Genomic DNA, 17,464 nt, shown 5'->3' with positions numbered 1-17,464 from the left:
ACAGTGGCTGTTCAGTGGCCAGGCAACTAAACCGGTAGACGCCAGGCTTTGGCCGCTTCCACAGTGGTAGAGCGAAACGGGACACTCCAGGGTTTATTGCGCGCCTTGTAATGTTTGACGATGCCGTCGAGCACGTTATTGAACGCCTGTGGCGTCTGCGCATCTGCCAAGTCACGGGCTGCACGTCGCAGCAGCTCGATGTTGGATGCCGGCTGGCCCGGACGATAGAGCGACGGATAAATGACTTCCCGCGTAAAGTTTTCGGCTTTTACCGCCAGATCATTTCTTGTCATCTGTGCAACCGCGCTTTTCATCACCTTGGACATCGCGGAGTTATCGCCGACTGACGCTTTGCTCATCATTTGCAGGAGCTGCTGAAAATTAGGCTTATCGGCTGCGTTGAGGCGCCGCCCCAACCATTCGACATACTCAGGGCCTCGCGCCAGCGCATCCAAGTTACGCAACGCCCTCGCGATCTTGGGTGTCACCGTCAGCTTGTCACCGGCCTGATTGGCTTCGGCAATGGCGACATTCAGCGCTTGCAGCGCTTGCGTTGCACCATTACGAAACATCAGCACATCCTTGGCGGCGGGATCCTTCTTCAGATCATGCTCAACGCTCGCCAGCATGTCATCGTCCATGGCCAATACAGCTTGGTCCAATGACTCAAATTGATAGCGCTCACGTAACTGCGCACGCCTTTCCAGGTGCGCGCCTACCGCTGCACGCGCCGACGCCTGCAGGTGCATTTTCTGATCGTCGGTCATGGTGAAATTAACCGTGCCACCCAGCAGGCCGCGAAAATCGCCCTTTTCGGACTTCAGCGGTAACACGACAGTCTGATCCGCTTGGGCCTTGAGCTTATCTTCCTGATACCCCTCGGCAGCCGCATGGGGAATTCCCAGGATCCTATCGACCACGTCACTCCAAAAACCGCCGCTCGTTGCAGGCTTCGGATTATCGGGTTCGAACTTGACAACCAACGACTCGGTCTTGCTCAGAGAGGGCTCTGAAGAAGGCGGATCAATCACCGCAGAAGACGGTGTATTGACCAGCAGCCCACCATCCTGGAATGCCGTTTGTTCAGCATGTTCCTGAAACAGATGGCCTTGCTCCTTCGGGCTTTTGAATAGGCCAGGCAGTGAGCCGGATATATGAGCCGCACGGGCAATGTCCATGTCAGGGGTGGTGCTGGCATTGAAGACCACCAACTGCGGTCGGCCATCGAACATGCCGACACCCGTAATATTGAGCTGCTTGACCGCCGGAATGTGGCGGCTCAACACCGCAAGATCATTAAAAGTCGGCCCTTCCCCTGCGCTGAGCCGGTCGGAAATCTTCATGACTTCATCTGGCCGGTTTTCCCGAGATGCCCCTGCGATCTGCGCCAACAGCGACTTACGCGCTTGATCGCCAATCAAATCCTCCAGAGGCTGCGCTTCGGTCTGCAGGCGCGGAATCAGAGTGAACAGTAATTGCGCGATGTTTCCGGCCGGCCCGGGTAAGCGCTCCGCCAACTTGCCAAGTTGAGCACTGGCCTTCTGTAACTTTGCGGTAAGAGAATCTTTGCTGCTCAGCAATTCAGGCAAGTTGAGGCTGTTCGATAGTTTTTCGAATGTCTTGGCATCCATGCCACTGGCGAGCAGCGCAGCGGAGATAGCGCCAGCCGAAGAGCCGGAGATGACTTTGACCCCGCCCATTGCCTTGTGGTCTTCAAGCGCCTGGACCATGCCCGGAAATGCAATACCCTTTGCCCCACCACCACTCAACACCAGATGTGCAGGCGGTGGCGGCGACAAGGTCACTTCCACCTGCCCATCGCTGGCGCGAGCAAGACTCATCTTGCGCTCGCCTACGTGCTTGACTAGAAATGCCTTTGCATCCTTATCGACATTTTCAGACCGTTGAGGCTGAAAAATGGCATTAGAACTGGATATTTTCATACACGACTCTCTCTACAGGGTGAACCCTGAGTGAAGCGAGAGCCTGGGATAGGTCCATCCGGAATAATTTGGCAATGCAAATCAACCCGGGCTGAGGTTATTCAGGCGGGCTGTCTTCCTTGAACTGATCCTTCACGTACTTGATCTCGGTCCGCCCATGGGGCGCCGGCAGCCCGTCTTCGCCCAGATTGACGAATACCATTTTCTCCACGGTGAGGATGCTTTTGCGGGTGATCTTGTTGCGCACTTCGCAGGTCAGGGTAATCGAGGTGCGACCGAATTCAGTGGCGGTGATACCCAACTCAATGATGTCGCCCTGGCGCGAGGCGCTGACAAAGTTGATTTCGGAGATGTACTTGGTGACGACCCGCTGGTTGCCCAACTGGACAATCGCATAGATCGCGGCTTCTTCGTCAATCCAGCGCAGCAGGCTGCCACCGAACAGTGTGCCGTTGGGGTTGAGGTCTTCAGGTTTAACCCATTTGCGGGTGTGGAAGTTCATGGTCACTCCAAAGCGTCTTGCCGAATGATGGGCAACATCATGGCAGAGGCCGGGCCCAAGCTCTATGAACCATTGCCTATAGCGGCCATGAGCGATCTTCATGCCGGTGACGGAAAGGCTTGGGAAGTCTGGAATGCGCAGCTATAATCCCACCCGTTTCAAAACGGTCATCTTCAATTGTTACCGTTTTCCCGCCACCTGTCCGAGGGGCGCTGCAGCAGGTTCAACCTGTCAGGCTCGGATGGGGCGTTGTCCGGCCTGGTTGCCCTGGCCTGATACTAAACGCACAACGGCGCCCATTCGCACACTACGAATGGAGGCTCTTCATGAGCGCTGTCAACACGCCTGCAGATTTCACCGACTACAAAGTCGCCGATATGTCCCTCGCTGCCTGGGGCCGTCGCGAAACCTTTATCGCCGAATCCGAAATGCCTGCCCTGATGGGCCTGCGTCGCAAGTACGCCGCCGAGCAACCGCTCAAAGGCGCGAAGATCCTCGGCTGCATCCACATGACCATTCAGACCGCCGTGCTGATCGAAACCCTGGTTGCCCTGGGTGCCGAAGTGCGTTGGTCGTCCTGCAACATCTTCTCGACTCAAGACCAGGCCGCCGCCGCTATCGCTGCTGCCGGTATTCCGGTGTTCGCCTGGAAAGGCGAGACCGAAGAGGAATACGAGTGGTGCCTGGAGCAAACCATCCTCAAGGATGGCGCGCCATGGGATGCCAACATGATCCTCGACGACGGCGGCGACCTGACCGAGTTGCTGCACAAGAAATACCCGCAGATCCTCGATCGCGTCCATGGCGTGACCGAAGAAACTACCACCGGCGTACACCGCCTGCTGGACATGCTGGCCAAGGGCGAGCTGAAAATCCCGGCCATCAACGTCAACGACTCGGTGACCAAGAGCAAGAACGACAACAAGTACGGCTGCCGTCACAGCCTCAACGACGCCATCAAGCGCGGCACCGACCACCTGCTGTCAGGCAAGCAAGCCCTGGTGATCGGCTACGGTGACGTGGGCAAGGGTTCGTCCCAGTCCCTGCGTCAGGAAGGCATGATCGTTAAAGTGTCCGAAGTCGATCCGATCTGCGCCATGCAGGCCTGCATGGACGGTTTCGAAGTGGTTTCGCCATTCATCGACGGCGTCAACGACGGCAGCGAAGCCAGCATCGACAAAGCCCTGCTGGGCAAGATCGACCTGATCGTCACCACCACCGGTAACGTGAATGTCTGCGATGCCAACATGCTCAAGGCCCTGAAAAAGCGCGCCGTGGTGTGCAACATCGGTCACTTCGACAATGAGATCGACACCGCTTTCATGCGCAAGAACTGGGCATGGGAAGAAGTAAAACCTCAAGTGCACAAGGTTCACCGTACCGGCGCTGGGGAATTCGATCCACAGAATGACGATTACCTGATCCTGCTGGCCGAAGGCCGCTTGGTTAACCTGGGCAACGCCACCGGCCACCCAAGCCGCATCATGGACGGCTCCTTCGCCAACCAGGTGCTGGCGCAGATCTTCCTGTTCGAACAAAAGTACGCCGACCTGTCGCCTGCCCAGAAAGCCGAGCGCCTGACCGTGGAAGTACTGCCTAAGAAACTCGACGAAGAAGTGGCCCTGGAAATGGTTCGCGGCTTCGGCGGCGTGGTGACCAAGCTGACCAAGACCCAAGCCGATTACATCGGCGTGACTGTCGAAGGTCCGTTCAAGCCGCACGCTTATCGCTACTAAGTAACCGGCTGGTCCGTCTGTAGGACGGGCTTGCTGTGGTCGCAGAGCAATCTCCTGCGCCATAACAAGCTCGTTCTTGCAGCGTTCACCTTCGGCTTTATGAGTTTCAAAGGGTATGACCATGTCCCAAGACCGTCGCTACAGCTTCGAGTTCTTCCCGACCAAGACCGATGCTGGGCATGAAAAACTGATGGCCACTGCCGCGCAATTGGCCAGCTACCAACCCGACTTTTTCTCCTGCACCTACGGTGCCGGCGGCTCGACCCGCGACCGCACGATCAACACCGTGTTGCAGCTGGAAAGCCAGGTCAATATTCCCGCCGCACCGCACTTGTCGTGCGTGGGCGACAGCAAGGCCGACCTGCGCGGCCTGCTGACCCAGTACAAAGACGCCGGGATCAAGCGCATCGTCGCTCTGCGTGGCGATTTGCCGTCCGGTATGGGCATGGCCAGCGGTGAGCTGCGCCACGCCAATGACTTGGTGAGCTTCATCCGTGAAGAAAGCGGCGATCACTTCCATATTGAAGTAGCTGCTTACCCGGAGATGCATCCCCAGGCGCGCAATTTCGAAGACGATTTGCAGAATTTCGTGCGTAAGGCGAACTCCGGCGCGAACAGTGCGATCACCCAGTACTTCTTCAACGCTGACAGCTACTTCTACTTTGTCGAGCGTGTACGGGCTCTCGGTGTGGATATCCCAATCGTGCCGGGCATCATGCCGATCACTAACTACAGCAAATTGGCGCGTTTCTCCGACGCTTGCGGCGCAGAGATCCCACGCTGGGTTCGCAAGCAACTGGAAGCCTATGGCGACGACGTCAAGAGCATTCAGGCGTTCGGCGAGCAGGTTATCACCGAGATGTGTGAGCGTTTGTTACAAGGTGGCGCACCAGGGTTGCACTTCTATACCCTGAACCAGGCTGAACCCAGCCTTGCCATCTGGAACAACCTCAAGCTGCCACGCTGAAGTCTTTCCGGCTGAACCAAGGCCCTCGTTTCGACGAGGGCCTTTGTCGTTTTACATGTCCACGGAAACCCGCAGTCCATGAATACAGTGCCTACGACTTCCCGCCCGCAGTTGGTCTATCTGGTTTTCGGTGCGCAGACCTACCACCAGGAAGCCGTGTTCAGCATCGCCAGTGCCCTGGCGTTTCTGCAGGAAACTCCCGATGCCGTGGATATTCAGGTATTCAGCGACGACCCCGAGCCCTATCGCCTGCTGCCCGTACGCGTGCGCCCGCTGGACGAGGCCACGCGTAAACGCTGGTGCGAGCCCCACGGTTATCACTTCCGCACCAAACATGTAGCGTTGCGCCAGGTGCTTGAAGAGTCGGCGGTGGCGCTGCTGATCGACACAGACACCTTCTTCCATCGCTCCCCCCTTGAACTGTTCGAGCGCGTGCAGCCGGGCACGCTGCTGTGCAACGCTTTCTACACCCAGTACGGTGAAAACCGCGAGAGCATCCTCTATACCGCCCTGCACCAGCGTCTGCTCGACATGGGCGTGGCCGACGATCAGATGATGACGCTCAACTCCGGGGTCATGGGCCTGACACAGCAGGATGCCCCAATTCTGGATCACTCCATCGCCTTGATGGATGAACTGTTCCCCCATGCCCAGGGCGCATACACCTTGGAAGAGTTCTGCCTGTCGATCGCCGCTTACCGTACGGTCAAGGTGCGCGAGTGTCCGGACCTGATCCATCACTACTGGAGCCGCAAGCAACTGTTTCGCGCCAAGGTCAAAGCCTGGATCGCCAAGCACCAGTCGGCGCCCACCAGCGCTCAAGCCCTGGCCGATACCCGCCAGGTCTCCGCCCACCTGCCACGACCACCACGCATGCAGCGCCTGATGTACAAGATGATCACGCTGGTCCTGCCCAAGCACCAGCAACAGTTCATTCGCGAAATCCTTTACGGCTGCTACGAGCACGAGAATGAATTCGACCAGGCATGTGGCCCGGTCTGGTGGGACAAGGCACGACAGAACCAGGAAGAGCGACAGAAACACCCGATCGACGCTCACCAATTGGAACATTGGTTTGCCAATCCCGTCGTCCGCTTGATTCTCGGTGAGCGGCGTACCGCGATCTACGAACACTTGATGACGTCTCCGGCCAAATAACGCTATCCGCCGGATGCGCATGCCAGAGCTTCTCTTTAACGCAGTGGCATCGTAACCTCAGGGCATGCACGCCCTTCTGAAGCTGTTGACCGCTGCGCTTTTCACTTGCCTGAGTCTGGCCGCTTATGGCGAGAAATTGCGCATTGTCACCGAGCCGTGGGCACCTTATGTGTATGAAGACCAGGGCGCCATGTACGGGCTGGACTATGAAACCACCGTCATTGTGTTCCAGCGTCTCGGGGTCGAGGTACAGTGGCAATTCCTGCCCTGGAAACGCTGCCTGGCGATGTTGGACCAAGGCCACGCCGACGGCGCGCTGGATATTTTCCACAGCCAGGCGCGCGACGCCCAGTTGCTGTACCCCAGCGAACCGCTGTCGGACGTGGACTTCGTGCTGTTCTATGCCAACGAGCGCCCCCACCCGGCGCAGCATCTGGATGACCTGCGCGGGCTGACAGTGGGCACCTCGCCGGGTTACCTGTACGGGGCTGAATTCAGCGATTCGGCGCTGTTCAATCGCGAATCGGCGCCGAGCCACGAGGCGAACTTCGGCAAATTGCTGCTGGGGCGTATCGATCTACTGATCACTGATCGCCGGGTCGGCCAGCATCTGATCAAGACATTGGGCCTGGAGGGCAAGGTCAGCCAGGCGCCGCTGGTGGTCAGCCGCCAACCGCAGTTTCTGGCCGTACGCCGTGGCGCGGGCATGGACCTGCTGGTGCAGCGTTTTGCCGCCGAATTAAAGCGTTTCAAACAAGAGCCTGGCTATGCCGCCTTGAGCGCCCGATACGGCGGAATCCCCGGTATTGCAGCTGCAGAACGCACCGTTGAGCAGCAGGAAAGCAGCGCGCCGTGATTGCTCTGTTATACTCCGGCCTTTCCGCCAGGCTTACGCCCGGCCGCTGAGGTCTTGAAAAAGGCACCCAACCCCGCTACAGCGCAGCTTTGCAGCCCGCGCGAGCCGGTGGAGTGCTCGCCAGACGCAGCAGGACCGGACGGGATTTCGCTCCCCTAAGCGCCATTCACGCCCGGCAAGATTATCCCTTTGGGCCAAGCCCTAACTAAAACAGGATTACTCATGTCCTTTGCTTCCCTCGGTCTCTCCGAGGCTTTAGTCCGCGCCATCGAGGCAGCGGGCTATACCGAGCCTACTCCCGTGCAACAGCGGGCTATTCCCGCCGTGTTGCAAGGTCGCGACCTGATGGTCGCAGCCCAGACAGGTACTGGTAAAACCGGCGGTTTCGCCCTCCCGATCCTGGAGCGGTTGTTCCCCAACGGTCACCCGGACAAATCCCAGCGTCACGGCCCGCGCCAACCGCGCGTACTGGTCCTGACCCCTACCCGCGAACTCGCCGCCCAGGTCCATGACAGCTTCAAGCTGTATGCCCGCGACCTGAAGTTCGTCAGCGCCTGCATCTTCGGCGGCGTCGGCATGAACCCTCAGGTTCAGGCCATGTCCCGTGGTGTCGACGTGCTGGTGGCGTGCCCCGGTCGTTTGCTCGATTTGTGCGGCCAGGGCAGCGTCGATTTGTCCCACGTAGAAATCCTCGTGCTGGACGAAGCCGACCGTATGCTCGACATGGGCTTCGTCCATGACGTGAAGAAAGTCCTCGCCCGCCTGCCGGCCAAACGTCAGAACCTGCTGTTCTCGGCAACGTTCTCCCAGGACATCACCGCCCTGGCCGGCAAGCTGCTGCACAACCCGGAGCGCATCGAAGTCACGCCGCCGAACACCACGGTCGAGCGTATCGAACAACGCGTGTTCCGCCTGCCCGCCAGCCACAAACGCGCGCTGCTGGCCCACCTGATCACCGCTGGCGCCTGGGAACAGGTGCTGGTGTTCACCCGCACCAAGCATGGCGCCAACCGCCTGGCCGAGTACCTGGACAAGCACGGCCTGACCGCCGTCGCCATCCACGGCAACAAGAGCCAGAACGCGCGCACCAAAGCCCTGGCCGACTTCAAGGCCGGCACCGTGCGTATCCTGGTGGCCACCGATATCGCCGCCCGCGGCCTGGATATCGACCAATTGCCACATGTGGTCAACTTCGAGCTGCCGAACGTCGATGAAGACTACGTGCACCGTATCGGCCGTACCGGCCGTGCCGGTCGTTCCGGCGAAGCCATCTCCCTGGTGGCGCCGGACGAAGAAAAACTGCTGAAAAGCATCGAGCGCATGACCAAGCAGAAAATCGCCGACGGCGACCTGATGGGCTTCGATGCCAGTACCGTAGAAGCCGAGAAGCCTGAAGCGCGCGAGCGTCCCGATGTGCGTAACCCACGCAACCCGCGCGGTCCGAAGGGCGATGGCCCGAACGGCGGTGGCGGTGGCGGCGGTCGTCGCGACAAGGGCAAGGACAAGGGCAAGGAAAAATCCGCCAGCAACGGCCGTGGCGAACGCCCGGCCCGCGAGCAAAAGCCCCGCGAAGGCACCCCGGCCCGCGAACAGCGCCAGCCGAGCCAACCGCCACGCGCCGCCGCTGACCGCGCTCCGGACGAGTTCCTCGACGACGATGTGGATAACTTCGGTAACCGCGTTGACTACGTACCTCAGGCCAAGCCGGCCCAGGGCCGTGGCCGTCGTCCAGGTGCTCCGGCACAGGGCGCAGGCGCAGGCGCTCCTCGCGGCGGTCAGCCACAGGGCGGCCGTCAGAATGGTCCGCGTAACAGCAGCGGCGGCACCACCGGCACCCCGCCAGCCAAGCGCAACGGCCCGCGTAACGGCGCTCCCCGTGATGGCCAGGCCCGTCGCGAAGACTCGCGTAATCGCCGCCCGGCCCGTGACGACCAGCCACGTTCCTCCGAGCCAGCCGTGCAGAACCCGCGTGGCGGCCCCGCTCCGAAGATTATCCACAAGGAGTCGAAGGTCGATCGTTTCCCGACTCCAGAGCAATTGGATCAATTGCCCGGCCGTCCTCGTGGCGAAAAACCAGCGTTGCTGACCCGCAACCGCTGAGTTTCTACGCAGCATAAAAAATGCCCCGCTCTTTCGAGACGGGGCATTTTTTTGGGCTCAACAAACTAAATATGGGAGGAGGCTTACCCCCGATAGCTGTGTATCAGTATCAACAGGCAGACCGAGCTGCCACCAGTAGCAAGCGCCCTCCCACACTGAGCGCATTCCAGATACAAAAAACCGGATCCTGAGATCCGGTTTTTTAACTACGCAGAATTACTTCTGCTTCACGCCTTCCAGGGAGATATCCAGATCCAGGGTCTGGGAGGACGGGCCTGGGCCTTTGATGCCGAAGTCGTTCAGGTTCAGCGTGGTCTTGGCGTTGAAGCCGGCACGCTCGCCGCCCCATGGGTCTTTGCCCTCACCGTTGAACGTGGCCTTGAAGGTCACCGGCTTGGTCACGCCGTGCAGGGTCAGGTCGCCGGTCACGTCAGCAGTTTTGTCGCCGGTGGATTTAACGGCGGTGGACACGAACTTGGCGTCAGCGAACTTGGCAACGTCGAGGAAGTCTTTGCTGGCGATGTGCTTGTCACGCTCGGCGTGGTTGGACCACAGGCTGGCGGTTTTCACGTCGACTGCGATTTTGCTGGCTTCTGGCTTGGCCGAATCCCAGCTGAACGTGCCATCCCAATCCTTGAAGGTACCGTGGATGAAGCTGTAGCCCAGGTGGCTGATTTTCCAGTCGATGAAGGCGTGCTGGCCTTCTTTGTCGATCTTGTAGTCAGCCGCCATGACCTGGCCTGCGGACAGTAAAGCAGTACCGATTGCCAGTGCAGCGAGTGTCTTTTTCAACATGCTTTCTATTCCTTGTGAGTCGAGGTTGAACATCAGGCTTTGCGCCCCAGCATTCGCGTGAGGGTCGCATCACGATCGATAAAGTGGTGTTTCAACGCAGCCACGCCGTGCAAACCGGCGAAGACCACCAATACCCAGGCCAGGTAAAAGTGCACCAGACCCGCGTTGTCTGCCTGGTCCGGTAGACCGGAAACCAAGGCAGGAATTTCAAACAGGCCAAACACCGGAATACCGACACCGTCTGCGGTGGAAATCAGGTAACCGGCGATCATCACCGCAAACAGGCCGACGTACAGGAACATATGGCCAAACGCCGCGCCGATACGGGTCAGGCGGCTGTAACTGGCCAGCGGCGGTGGCGGCGGGCTGATCAAGCGCCAGACGATCCGCACCAGCATCACCGCAAACAGCGTGATGCCGATGCTCTTGTGCAGGTCCGGTGCATCTTTGCGCCAGGCACTGTAGTAATCGAGTCCCACCATCCACAGGCCCAGGGCGAACAGACCAAACACCACCAGGGCCACGCCCCAGTGCAAAACCATACTGACCCAGCCATATCGGGCCGGTGAGTTACGTAGCTGCATGTACTTAATCCCGTAAGAGCTGCGCCCAAGACTAGCGTGTTAACTATCGAATTAAAGCGGAAAATTTCGCTTTGAAATATCGAGAAATGCGATCTAGAGCCTAGGCACGATAAGTTAACCAAGGATTAAGGACTATTCCTGAGAAACGTGACAGTCCGTCCTGTGTTTACTGCCAATTCACACGCCATGGGTTGTGACACCGCCCTGCTTTGCATAGGCTTGCGCGATTGTTTCACCTGCGCCGGTCGCAGGACCGCTTCGAGGAGAGACACGATGGGCCTGAACAACCAGTGGATGCAACGCGACCTGGCGGTGCTGTGGCATCCCTGCACCCAGATGAAAGACCACCAGCAACTGCCGCTGATCCCCATCAAGCGTGGCGAGGGCGTGTGGCTGGAAGACTTCGAAGGCAAGCGCTACCTCGACGCCGTCAGCTCCTGGTGGGTCAACGTGTTCGGGCATGCCAACCCGCGCATCAACCAGCGCATCAAGGATCAGGTCGATCAACTGGAGCATGTGATCCTCGCCGGTTTCAGCCACCAGCCGGTGATCGAGCTGTCCGAGCGCCTGGTGGCGATGACGCCCGAGGGCCTGACCCGTTGCTTCTATGCCGATAACGGTTCGTCGTGCATCGAAGTCGCGCTGAAAATGAGCTTCCACTATTGGCTCAACCGCGGCCTGCCGAACAAAAAGCGCTTTGTGACCCTCACCAACAGCTACCACGGCGAAACCATCGCCGCTATGTCGGTGGGCGATGTGCCGCTGTTTACCGAGACCTATAAGGCGCTGCTGCTCGACACGATCAAAGTACCCAGCCCCGATTGCTACCTGCGCCCCGAGGGTATGAGCTGGGAAGAACACTCACGCACGATGTTCCTGGCCATGGAACAGACCCTGGCCGAGCACCATGCCACGATCGCTGCGGTGATCGTCGAGCCGCTGATCCAGGGCGCCGGCGGTATGCGCATGTATCACCCGGTGTACCTCAAGCTGCTGCGCGAAGCCTGCGACCGCTACGGCGTGCACCTGATCCATGACGAAATCGCCGTAGGCTTCGGCCGCACCGGCAGCATGTTCGCCTGCGAACAGGCCGGCATCCGTCCGGACTTCCTGTGCCTGTCCAAGGCCCTTACCGGCGGCTATCTGCCCTTGGCCGCCGTGGTGACCACCGAGGACGTGTACAGCGCGTTCTACGACGACTACCCGACCCTGCGCGCCTTCCTGCATTCCCACAGCTACACCGGCAACCCGCTGGCGTGCGCGGCGGCCTTGGCGACCCTGGATATTTTCGAAGAAGACAACGTCATCGAGAACAACAAGGCCCTGGCCCAGCGCATGGCCACCGCCACCGCGCACCTGGTGGACCACCCCCATGTGTCAGAAGTGCGCCAGACCGGCATGGTGCTGGCCATCGAGATGGTCCAGGACAAAGCCACCAAGACCGCCTACCCATGGCAGGAACGCCGTGGCCTGAAGGTATTCGAACACGCACTGGAGCGCGGCGCGTTGCTGCGGCCGTTGGGCAGCGTGGTGTATTTCCTGCCGCCCTATGTGATCACGCCGGAGCAAATTGACTTCCTGGCCGAAGTGGCCAGCGAAGGCATCGACATCGCCACCAACAGCAGCGTCAGCGTCGCGGTGCCACAGGACTTCCACCCAGGCTTTCGCGATCCGGGTTGATTCCCCACCTTTTTAGGCACCCTCGCCACCGTTATCTTGCTCCTGCACAGAATTTCCCAGAGAACAGAAATGAGATTGTCCCGCTTTTTCACCGACACCCCGCTGAGCCTCGGCGACGTAGAACTGCCCGAGGCCCAGGCGCATTACATCAGCCGCGTGTTGCGCATGGTCGAAGGCGACGCCGTGCAATTGTTCGACGGCTCGGGCCAGGAATTCCTCGGCAGCTTGCTGGAAGTCGGCAAGAAGCGCGTCACCGTGCAACTGAGCGAGAGCTTCGCGGGCCAGGCCGAATCCCCGCTGCACATCCACCTCGGCCAGGGCCTGTCCCGGGGCGAGCGGATGGATTGGGCGATCCAGAAAGCTACTGAGCTTGGGGTCAACGCGATCACGCCGATTTTCAGCGAACGCTGCGAAGTGCGCCTCAAGGACGAACGCGCCGACAAGCGCCTGCTGCACTGGCGCCAGGTGGCGATCAGCGCGTGCGAGCAATGCGGGCGTTCGACGGTGCCGGTGATTCACCCGCCGCTGCTGCTGGCCGATTGGTTGAAGCAAACCGCGGCGGACCTGAAGCTGGTGCTGCACCCGGTGGCTGAACCGATGATCAGCCATGCCAAGCCGTCGAGCCTGGCGTTTTTGATCGGGCCAGAAGGTGGGCTGACCGACAATGAAGTCGAAACGGCCCAAGCCGCCGGCTACCACGCCGCCCGCCTTGGGCCGCGGGTGTTGCGTACCGAAACCGCTCCCGTTGTTGCATTGGCCGTGGCCCAACAACTCTGGGGCGACTTCTAACGCCCTTACCTTGTAAACCCAATCAAAACTGTGGGAGCGGGCTTGTGTGGGAGCCGGGCTTGCCCGCGATGCAGTCACCTCGGTCTTTCAGTAACACTTGGGTGATGCTATCGCAGGCAAGCCAGCTCCCACAGTAGATTGGGTTACCACATCAGCACATCACTCCACCGGGTCGCTGACCGGCTTGGCAATGATCGCCTTCAGCTCGCTGGTCATCGGGAACTCAAGGTTCAAGCCCTTCGGCGGAATCGGCTGTTCAAACCAGCGCTGGTAAATCCCGTTGATTTCCCCGCTGCGGTACAGGTCACCGAGGGTCTCGTTGACCACCGCCAGAAACTGCGGGTCATCCTTGCGCACCATGCAGCTGTAGATTTCCCGCGACTGCTCCTCGCCCACCACCACCCAATTGTGCGGGTCCTTGGCCTTGGCGCGTTCGCCGTAGAGCAGCGCGTCGTCCATGTAGAACGCGGCCGCGCGGCCAGTCTCAAGCATCTTGAATGCCTCGCCATGGTCCTTGGCGCTGATCACAAAGATATTGGCCTTGTGCTCGGCACTGTAGCTTTTGAGGAAGCGCTCGTTGGTGGTGCCGGCGGTGGTCACCACGTTCTTGCCCTGCAGATCGGCAAACCCCTTGATGCCGCTGTCTTTGGCAGTCAGCAACTGGCCCTTCACGTAGATAAACCCGTAGGAAAACGCCACCTGTTTCTGCCGCTCGGCGGTCACCCCGGTGGAACCGCATTCCAGGTCGACGGTGCCGTTCTGCACCAGCGGGATGCGGGTCTGGGAGGTCACCAGGTTGTATTTGACGTTGAGGTTGGGCACCCCGGTTTTCTGCTGGATGCGTTCGACGATCTTGTTCGCCAGGTCCACCGAATAGCCCATGGGTTTGCCGCTATGGTCGCCCACGTACGAAAACGGTACCGAGGCGTCGCGATAACCCAAGGTAATCGACTTGGCGTTGGCGATCTTGCTCAGCGTACCGCTCAAGGCCGCTTCGTTCGCCACGGCCTGCGCGCCCCATAACAGCCCCACCGCGCAGCCGGTCAACAGGATTTTTTTCATTGTTATGCTCCGTTGGTTTTTTGGTTATTTACGTACAGCAATCACACTGATTTCCACCAGCACGCTCGGCCGTGCGAGCTGGGCTTGCAGGGTGGTCCGGGTGGGCGCCATCCCCGGTGTCAGCCACGCGGACCACACTTCGTTCATCGGCGCAAAACCGCTGTCGATGTCCTTGAGATAGATGGTCGCATTGAGCAAGTGGTCCTTGTCGCTGCCGGCCTGGGCCAACAGCGCGTCGATCCTGGCCAGGACTTCGCGGGTCTGGGTCGCCACGTCCTGGCCGTCACCCGGCACCTGGCCCGACAGAAACACCAGCTCATTGAAAGTCACAGCGCCGCTGAGGCGTTCGTTGGTGTTGATTCGTTGGAGGGTCATGGATGCGTCCTCACGCGGCGCGGGGCGACAGGCCCTGCATATCGATGGAAGGTTGGTGCTGGCCGATCAGTTCGGCGAGCAGTTGGCCGCTGCCGCAGGCCAGGGTAAACCCGAGGGCGCCGTGGCCCAGGTTGAGCCACAGGTTGCGGTAAACGCTCGCGCCGATCAGTGGCACACCGGTCGGCGTGGCCGGGCGCATGCCGGCCCATTCCAGCGCATGGCTATAGTCACCAGCTGTAGGAAAAGTCTCGACCGCCTGGCGTTTCATCAGCGCCAGGCGCTTAGGCTCAAGGCTGGCATCGAAACCGACGATATCCACCATGGCCGCCACCCGCAATTGTTCGCCGATGCGTGCGTAGACGATCTTGCGGTCGTAGTCGGTGATGCTGATGTTAGGAGCGCGGTGCTGCTCGCCAATCGGCACACTGAGGCTGTAACCCTTGAGCGGATACAACGGCAGCGACACGCCAGGCAACGCCAATTCAGCGCTGCGGTGCCCGGCGGCCAGCACCAGGTGCTCCACCGGCATGACCTCCTCGCCCAGCTCCAGCGCCTGCACCGCACCCTCGGCATGACGAATACCGGTGACCTTGCGCCCCAATATAAATGTGCAACGCCCCGATGCCTCCAGACGCGCCGCCAGACGCTGACAGAACGCATGGCAATCGGCGACTTCCTCGTTTGGCGTGTAGATACCGCCGACAAAACCGCCTGCCGCCAGCGTCGGTTCCAGGCGTGCGCAGTCCAGGGCGGATAGCACCTGTTGTTGCAGGATGTCGGTGACCTTGCTGCGCGCATGCTCAAAGGTATTCGCGTTGCGAAAGGCCACCAGCTTGCCGTTGCGCCGCCAGTCGAAGCCGTCCAGACGATCGTCGACGCGCCATTGCTGCAAGGTGTTTTGACTCAGGGACGCCAGACGCAGCAGGTGCGCGGCGTTGCGTTTATTCACCGAGCCTCGGCAGGCGCCGACAAACGCCGCCATCCAGCGCCATTGTTGGGGGTCCAGGCGCGGGCGCAGTTTCAATGGCGAATCGCCGCGCAGCAGCCAGCCAATCGCTTGCAGCGGCACACCGGCATCGGCCAGCGGCGCGACGTAGCGGTAAGACAATTGCCCACCGTTGGCAAAGCTGGTTTCGCTGCCGAGGCGCTCGCGCGCGTCGATCACCGTGACCTCATGACCGGCACGCACCAGCGCGTACGCACTGGCCAAGCCGATCACCCCACCGCCGATAACGCAAACCTGCCTGGCCATGCTCGCCCCTGCCGTTGATTGAGAGAGCCCAAGCGTAGGGGCAGGTGACACGCTACCGACAATGAATAAAGATAGGTCGCCTATAAACAAAGGTTATGGACGTGCCATGCGCTTGCGTCATATCGAAATCTTCCAGGCTATCCGCCAGACCGGCTCCGTCAGCGCCGCCGCGCAGTTGCTGAATGTGTCGCAGCCGGCGGTGACCAAGGTGCTGCAACATGCCGAAATGCAGCTGGGCTTTCCGCTGTTTCTGCGGGTGCGCGGTAAATTGCAGGCAACTCCGGAAGCCTTGGCGCTGGAGCGTGAAGTCGAGAAAGTCACCGAGAGCCTGCAAGGCGTGCGGCGCCTGGCCAAGAGCCTGCGCAGCGCACCGGGGCACAGCGTGCGCATTGGTGCGATTCCGGCATTGGCCCTGGCCCTGCTGCCGCCGGCGATTCTGGAATGGAAGCGCGACTACCCGGACATTGCCTGCGAACTGTCCAGCGACCATAGCCGCGAGCTGGTGCAAAAACTGTTGATGCGCGAGATCGACCTGGCGTTGACCCTCAACTTCTCCGGCCATCCGGGATTGACCACCCAAGTGCTGGCCAACGGAGCGCTGGTGGCGCTGGCCTCCAAGGGTTATTGGCCCGAGGAGGCGCTGAGCATGCCATTGGCCCTGACGGACCTGGCCGGCGCGCCGCTGATTGGCCTGTCCAGCGCCGACCCACTGTCGGCCAGGCTCGACAACTATCTGGAAAGCGTTACGCCGCCGCCGCGCGTGACCCTCTCGGTGCAGACCTACGCTCTGGCGCGGGCTATGGTCGAGTCCGGCGCCGGCTTAACGGTAATCGACCCCTTCACCGCCCTCGGCGCTTCCCCCGCCACCACCTGCATCCGCACGCTGACCCCACCGCTGCCGATCACCCTCTACGCCCTGACCCGCGCCGATGAACCGCCACCGCACACGCTGGCCAAGCTGCTGGAGATCTTCGGCCAGCGCGCCGACGCGATGCTGCAGCGGCTATAGCACGTAGTGCATGATCGCCACGAAATGCAGCACGCTGCCGCCGATCACGAACAAGTGCCAGATCCCATGGGAGTGCCGCAGGCGGTGCTCCAGGGCAAAAAAGATGATGCCAACGGTGTACAGCACGCCGCCCGCCGCCAGCCAGATAAACCCCGCCGTGCCCAGCGCGGCCATCAGCGGCTTGACCGCCACCAGCACAATCCAGCCCATCACCGCATAAATGACGATGGACAAAATGCGCGCCTCGGAACGCGGTTTGATCTCCTGCAAAATGCCGATCACCGCCAGCCCCCACACAATCCCGAACAGCGTCCAGCCCCATGGCCCGCGCAGGGTCACCAGGCAAAACGGCGTGTAACTGCCGGCAATCAACAGGTAGATGGAAAAGTGATCGACCTTCTGCATGATCTCTTTTCGCCGCCCCTGCACGCTGTGGTACACGGTGGACGCGCTGTACAGCACCATCAGCGTAAAACCATAGATCGCCACGCTGACGATCTTCCAGGGGCTGCCATCCAGACTGGCCACCACCAGCATCCATACGGCGCCAATACACGCCGCGACAGCACCGAGCAAATGGCTCCAGGCGTTGAATCGTTCCCCGTGGTACATGTGTCACTGACCTCCCGTAACCGTTGACGACTGGCCGCAAGCCT

General features: G+C 60.4%; 16 protein-coding genes and 1 riboswitch. Of the genes, 8 read left to right on the top strand and 8 right to left on the bottom strand.

Annotated elements, in window-relative coordinates; all coding sequences use genetic code 11:
- Positions 1 to 26: 26 nt before the first annotated feature.
- Together ACFZPT_RS02720 and ACFZPT_RS02715 are read right to left on the bottom strand one after the other, a co-directional pair.
- Positions 27 to 1,943 carry a patatin-like phospholipase family protein gene (locus ACFZPT_RS02720; protein WP_034115342.1) on the bottom strand — a complete coding sequence of 639 codons (1,917 nt, stop codon included), beginning with the start codon at positions 1,941 to 1,943 and terminating at the stop codon, positions 27 to 29.
- Positions 1,944 to 2,040: 97 nt separating this feature from the next.
- Entirely contained in the window at positions 2,041 to 2,445 is a 405-nt protein-coding gene (locus ACFZPT_RS02715) for an acyl-CoA thioesterase (protein WP_034101233.1), read from the bottom strand.
- 198 nt (positions 2,446 to 2,643) lie between these two features.
- A riboswitch (S-adenosyl-L-homocysteine riboswitch) is annotated at positions 2,644 to 2,750 on the top strand.
- A 21-nt stretch (positions 2,751 to 2,771) separates the two neighbouring features.
- On the opposite strand from ACFZPT_RS02715, the gene ahcY reads away from it, so the two are divergent.
- The 5 genes from ahcY to ACFZPT_RS02690 all read left to right on the top strand — a co-directional run bounded on the left by ahcY (position 2,772) and on the right by ACFZPT_RS02690 (position 9,262).
- Entirely contained in the window at positions 2,772 to 4,181 is a 1,410-nt protein-coding gene (gene ahcY, locus ACFZPT_RS02710; protein ID WP_034101234.1) for an adenosylhomocysteinase, read from the top strand.
- A 121-nt stretch (positions 4,182 to 4,302) separates the two neighbouring features.
- The gene (metF, locus tag ACFZPT_RS02705; protein ID WP_034101762.1) at positions 4,303 to 5,148 is read left to right on the top strand and encodes a methylenetetrahydrofolate reductase [NAD(P)H]; all 846 of its coding nucleotides are present in this window, start codon (positions 4,303 to 4,305) and stop codon (positions 5,146 to 5,148) included.
- Between the two features lie 78 nt (positions 5,149 to 5,226).
- Complete coding sequence (locus ACFZPT_RS02700; RefSeq protein ID WP_034101235.1) at positions 5,227 to 6,306, top strand: hypothetical protein; 1,080 nt, start codon at positions 5,227 to 5,229, stop codon at positions 6,304 to 6,306.
- Positions 6,307 to 6,370: 64 nt separating this feature from the next.
- Positions 6,371 to 7,162 carry an ABC transporter substrate-binding protein gene (locus tag ACFZPT_RS02695; RefSeq protein WP_034115343.1) on the top strand — a complete coding sequence of 264 codons (792 nt, stop codon included), beginning with the start codon at positions 6,371 to 6,373 and terminating at the stop codon, positions 7,160 to 7,162.
- Positions 7,163 to 7,384: 222 nt separating this feature from the next.
- Positions 7,385 to 9,262 (top strand): DEAD/DEAH box helicase, encoded by a 1,878-nt coding sequence (locus tag ACFZPT_RS02690; protein WP_034101237.1) that lies wholly within the window; start codon positions 7,385 to 7,387, stop codon positions 9,260 to 9,262.
- Between the two features lie 216 nt (positions 9,263 to 9,478).
- Here ACFZPT_RS02690 and ACFZPT_RS02685 read toward each other — a convergent pair whose 3' ends face one another.
- Both ACFZPT_RS02685 and ACFZPT_RS02680 read right to left on the bottom strand, forming a co-directional pair.
- Entirely contained in the window at positions 9,479 to 10,057 is a 579-nt protein-coding gene (locus tag ACFZPT_RS02685; protein WP_034101238.1) for a YceI family protein, read from the bottom strand.
- Between the two features lie 32 nt (positions 10,058 to 10,089).
- Positions 10,090 to 10,641 (bottom strand): cytochrome b, encoded by a 552-nt coding sequence (locus ACFZPT_RS02680; RefSeq protein WP_034101239.1) that lies wholly within the window; start codon positions 10,639 to 10,641, stop codon positions 10,090 to 10,092.
- A 273-nt stretch (positions 10,642 to 10,914) separates the two neighbouring features.
- Between ACFZPT_RS02680 and ACFZPT_RS02675 the strand changes: the two genes are divergently transcribed.
- On the top strand, positions 10,915 to 12,321 hold the full coding sequence (locus ACFZPT_RS02675; RefSeq protein WP_034101240.1) for an adenosylmethionine--8-amino-7-oxononanoate transaminase: 1,407 nt from the start codon (positions 10,915 to 10,917) through the stop codon (positions 12,319 to 12,321).
- Positions 12,322 to 12,390: 69 nt separating this feature from the next.
- Positions 12,391 to 13,110, top strand: a complete 720-nt coding sequence (locus tag ACFZPT_RS02670; RefSeq protein ID WP_034101241.1) for a 16S rRNA (uracil(1498)-N(3))-methyltransferase — start codon at positions 12,391 to 12,393, stop codon at positions 13,108 to 13,110.
- Between the two features lie 159 nt (positions 13,111 to 13,269).
- Here ACFZPT_RS02670 and ACFZPT_RS02665 read toward each other — a convergent pair whose 3' ends face one another.
- From ACFZPT_RS02665 to ACFZPT_RS02655, 3 genes are read right to left on the bottom strand one after another with little or no spacing between them, the layout of a single operon-like run.
- Complete coding sequence (locus tag ACFZPT_RS02665; RefSeq protein ID WP_034115344.1) at positions 13,270 to 14,172, bottom strand: transporter substrate-binding domain-containing protein; 903 nt, start codon at positions 14,170 to 14,172, stop codon at positions 13,270 to 13,272.
- Between the two features lie 24 nt (positions 14,173 to 14,196).
- Positions 14,197 to 14,547 carry a RidA family protein gene (locus ACFZPT_RS02660; RefSeq protein WP_034101243.1) on the bottom strand — a complete coding sequence of 117 codons (351 nt, stop codon included), beginning with the start codon at positions 14,545 to 14,547 and terminating at the stop codon, positions 14,197 to 14,199.
- 10 nt (positions 14,548 to 14,557) lie between these two features.
- Positions 14,558 to 15,799: a D-amino acid dehydrogenase gene (locus ACFZPT_RS02655; RefSeq protein ID WP_034115345.1), complete on the bottom strand. Its 1,242-nt coding sequence runs from the start codon at positions 15,797 to 15,799 to the stop codon at positions 14,558 to 14,560.
- 106 nt (positions 15,800 to 15,905) lie between these two features.
- On the opposite strand from ACFZPT_RS02655, the gene ACFZPT_RS02650 reads away from it, so the two are divergent.
- Positions 15,906 to 16,808 (top strand): LysR family transcriptional regulator, encoded by a 903-nt coding sequence (locus tag ACFZPT_RS02650; RefSeq protein ID WP_034115346.1) that lies wholly within the window; start codon positions 15,906 to 15,908, stop codon positions 16,806 to 16,808.
- Here the strand turns inward: ACFZPT_RS02650 and ACFZPT_RS02645 are convergent.
- On the bottom strand, positions 16,803 to 17,420 hold the full coding sequence (locus tag ACFZPT_RS02645) for a hemolysin III family protein (protein ID WP_034101246.1): 618 nt from the start codon (positions 17,418 to 17,420) through the stop codon (positions 16,803 to 16,805). The genes ACFZPT_RS02650 and ACFZPT_RS02645 overlap by 6 nt on opposite strands.
- Between the last annotated feature and the right edge of the window lie 44 nt (positions 17,421 to 17,464).

Origin of the sequence: Pseudomonas sp. MD330_10, from assembly GCF_042610415.1 — a bacterium.
Classification (GTDB): domain Bacteria; phylum Pseudomonadota; class Gammaproteobacteria; order Pseudomonadales; family Pseudomonadaceae; genus Aquipseudomonas; species Aquipseudomonas rhodesiae.
This window is presented reverse-complemented; position numbering and strand designations above follow the sequence as displayed.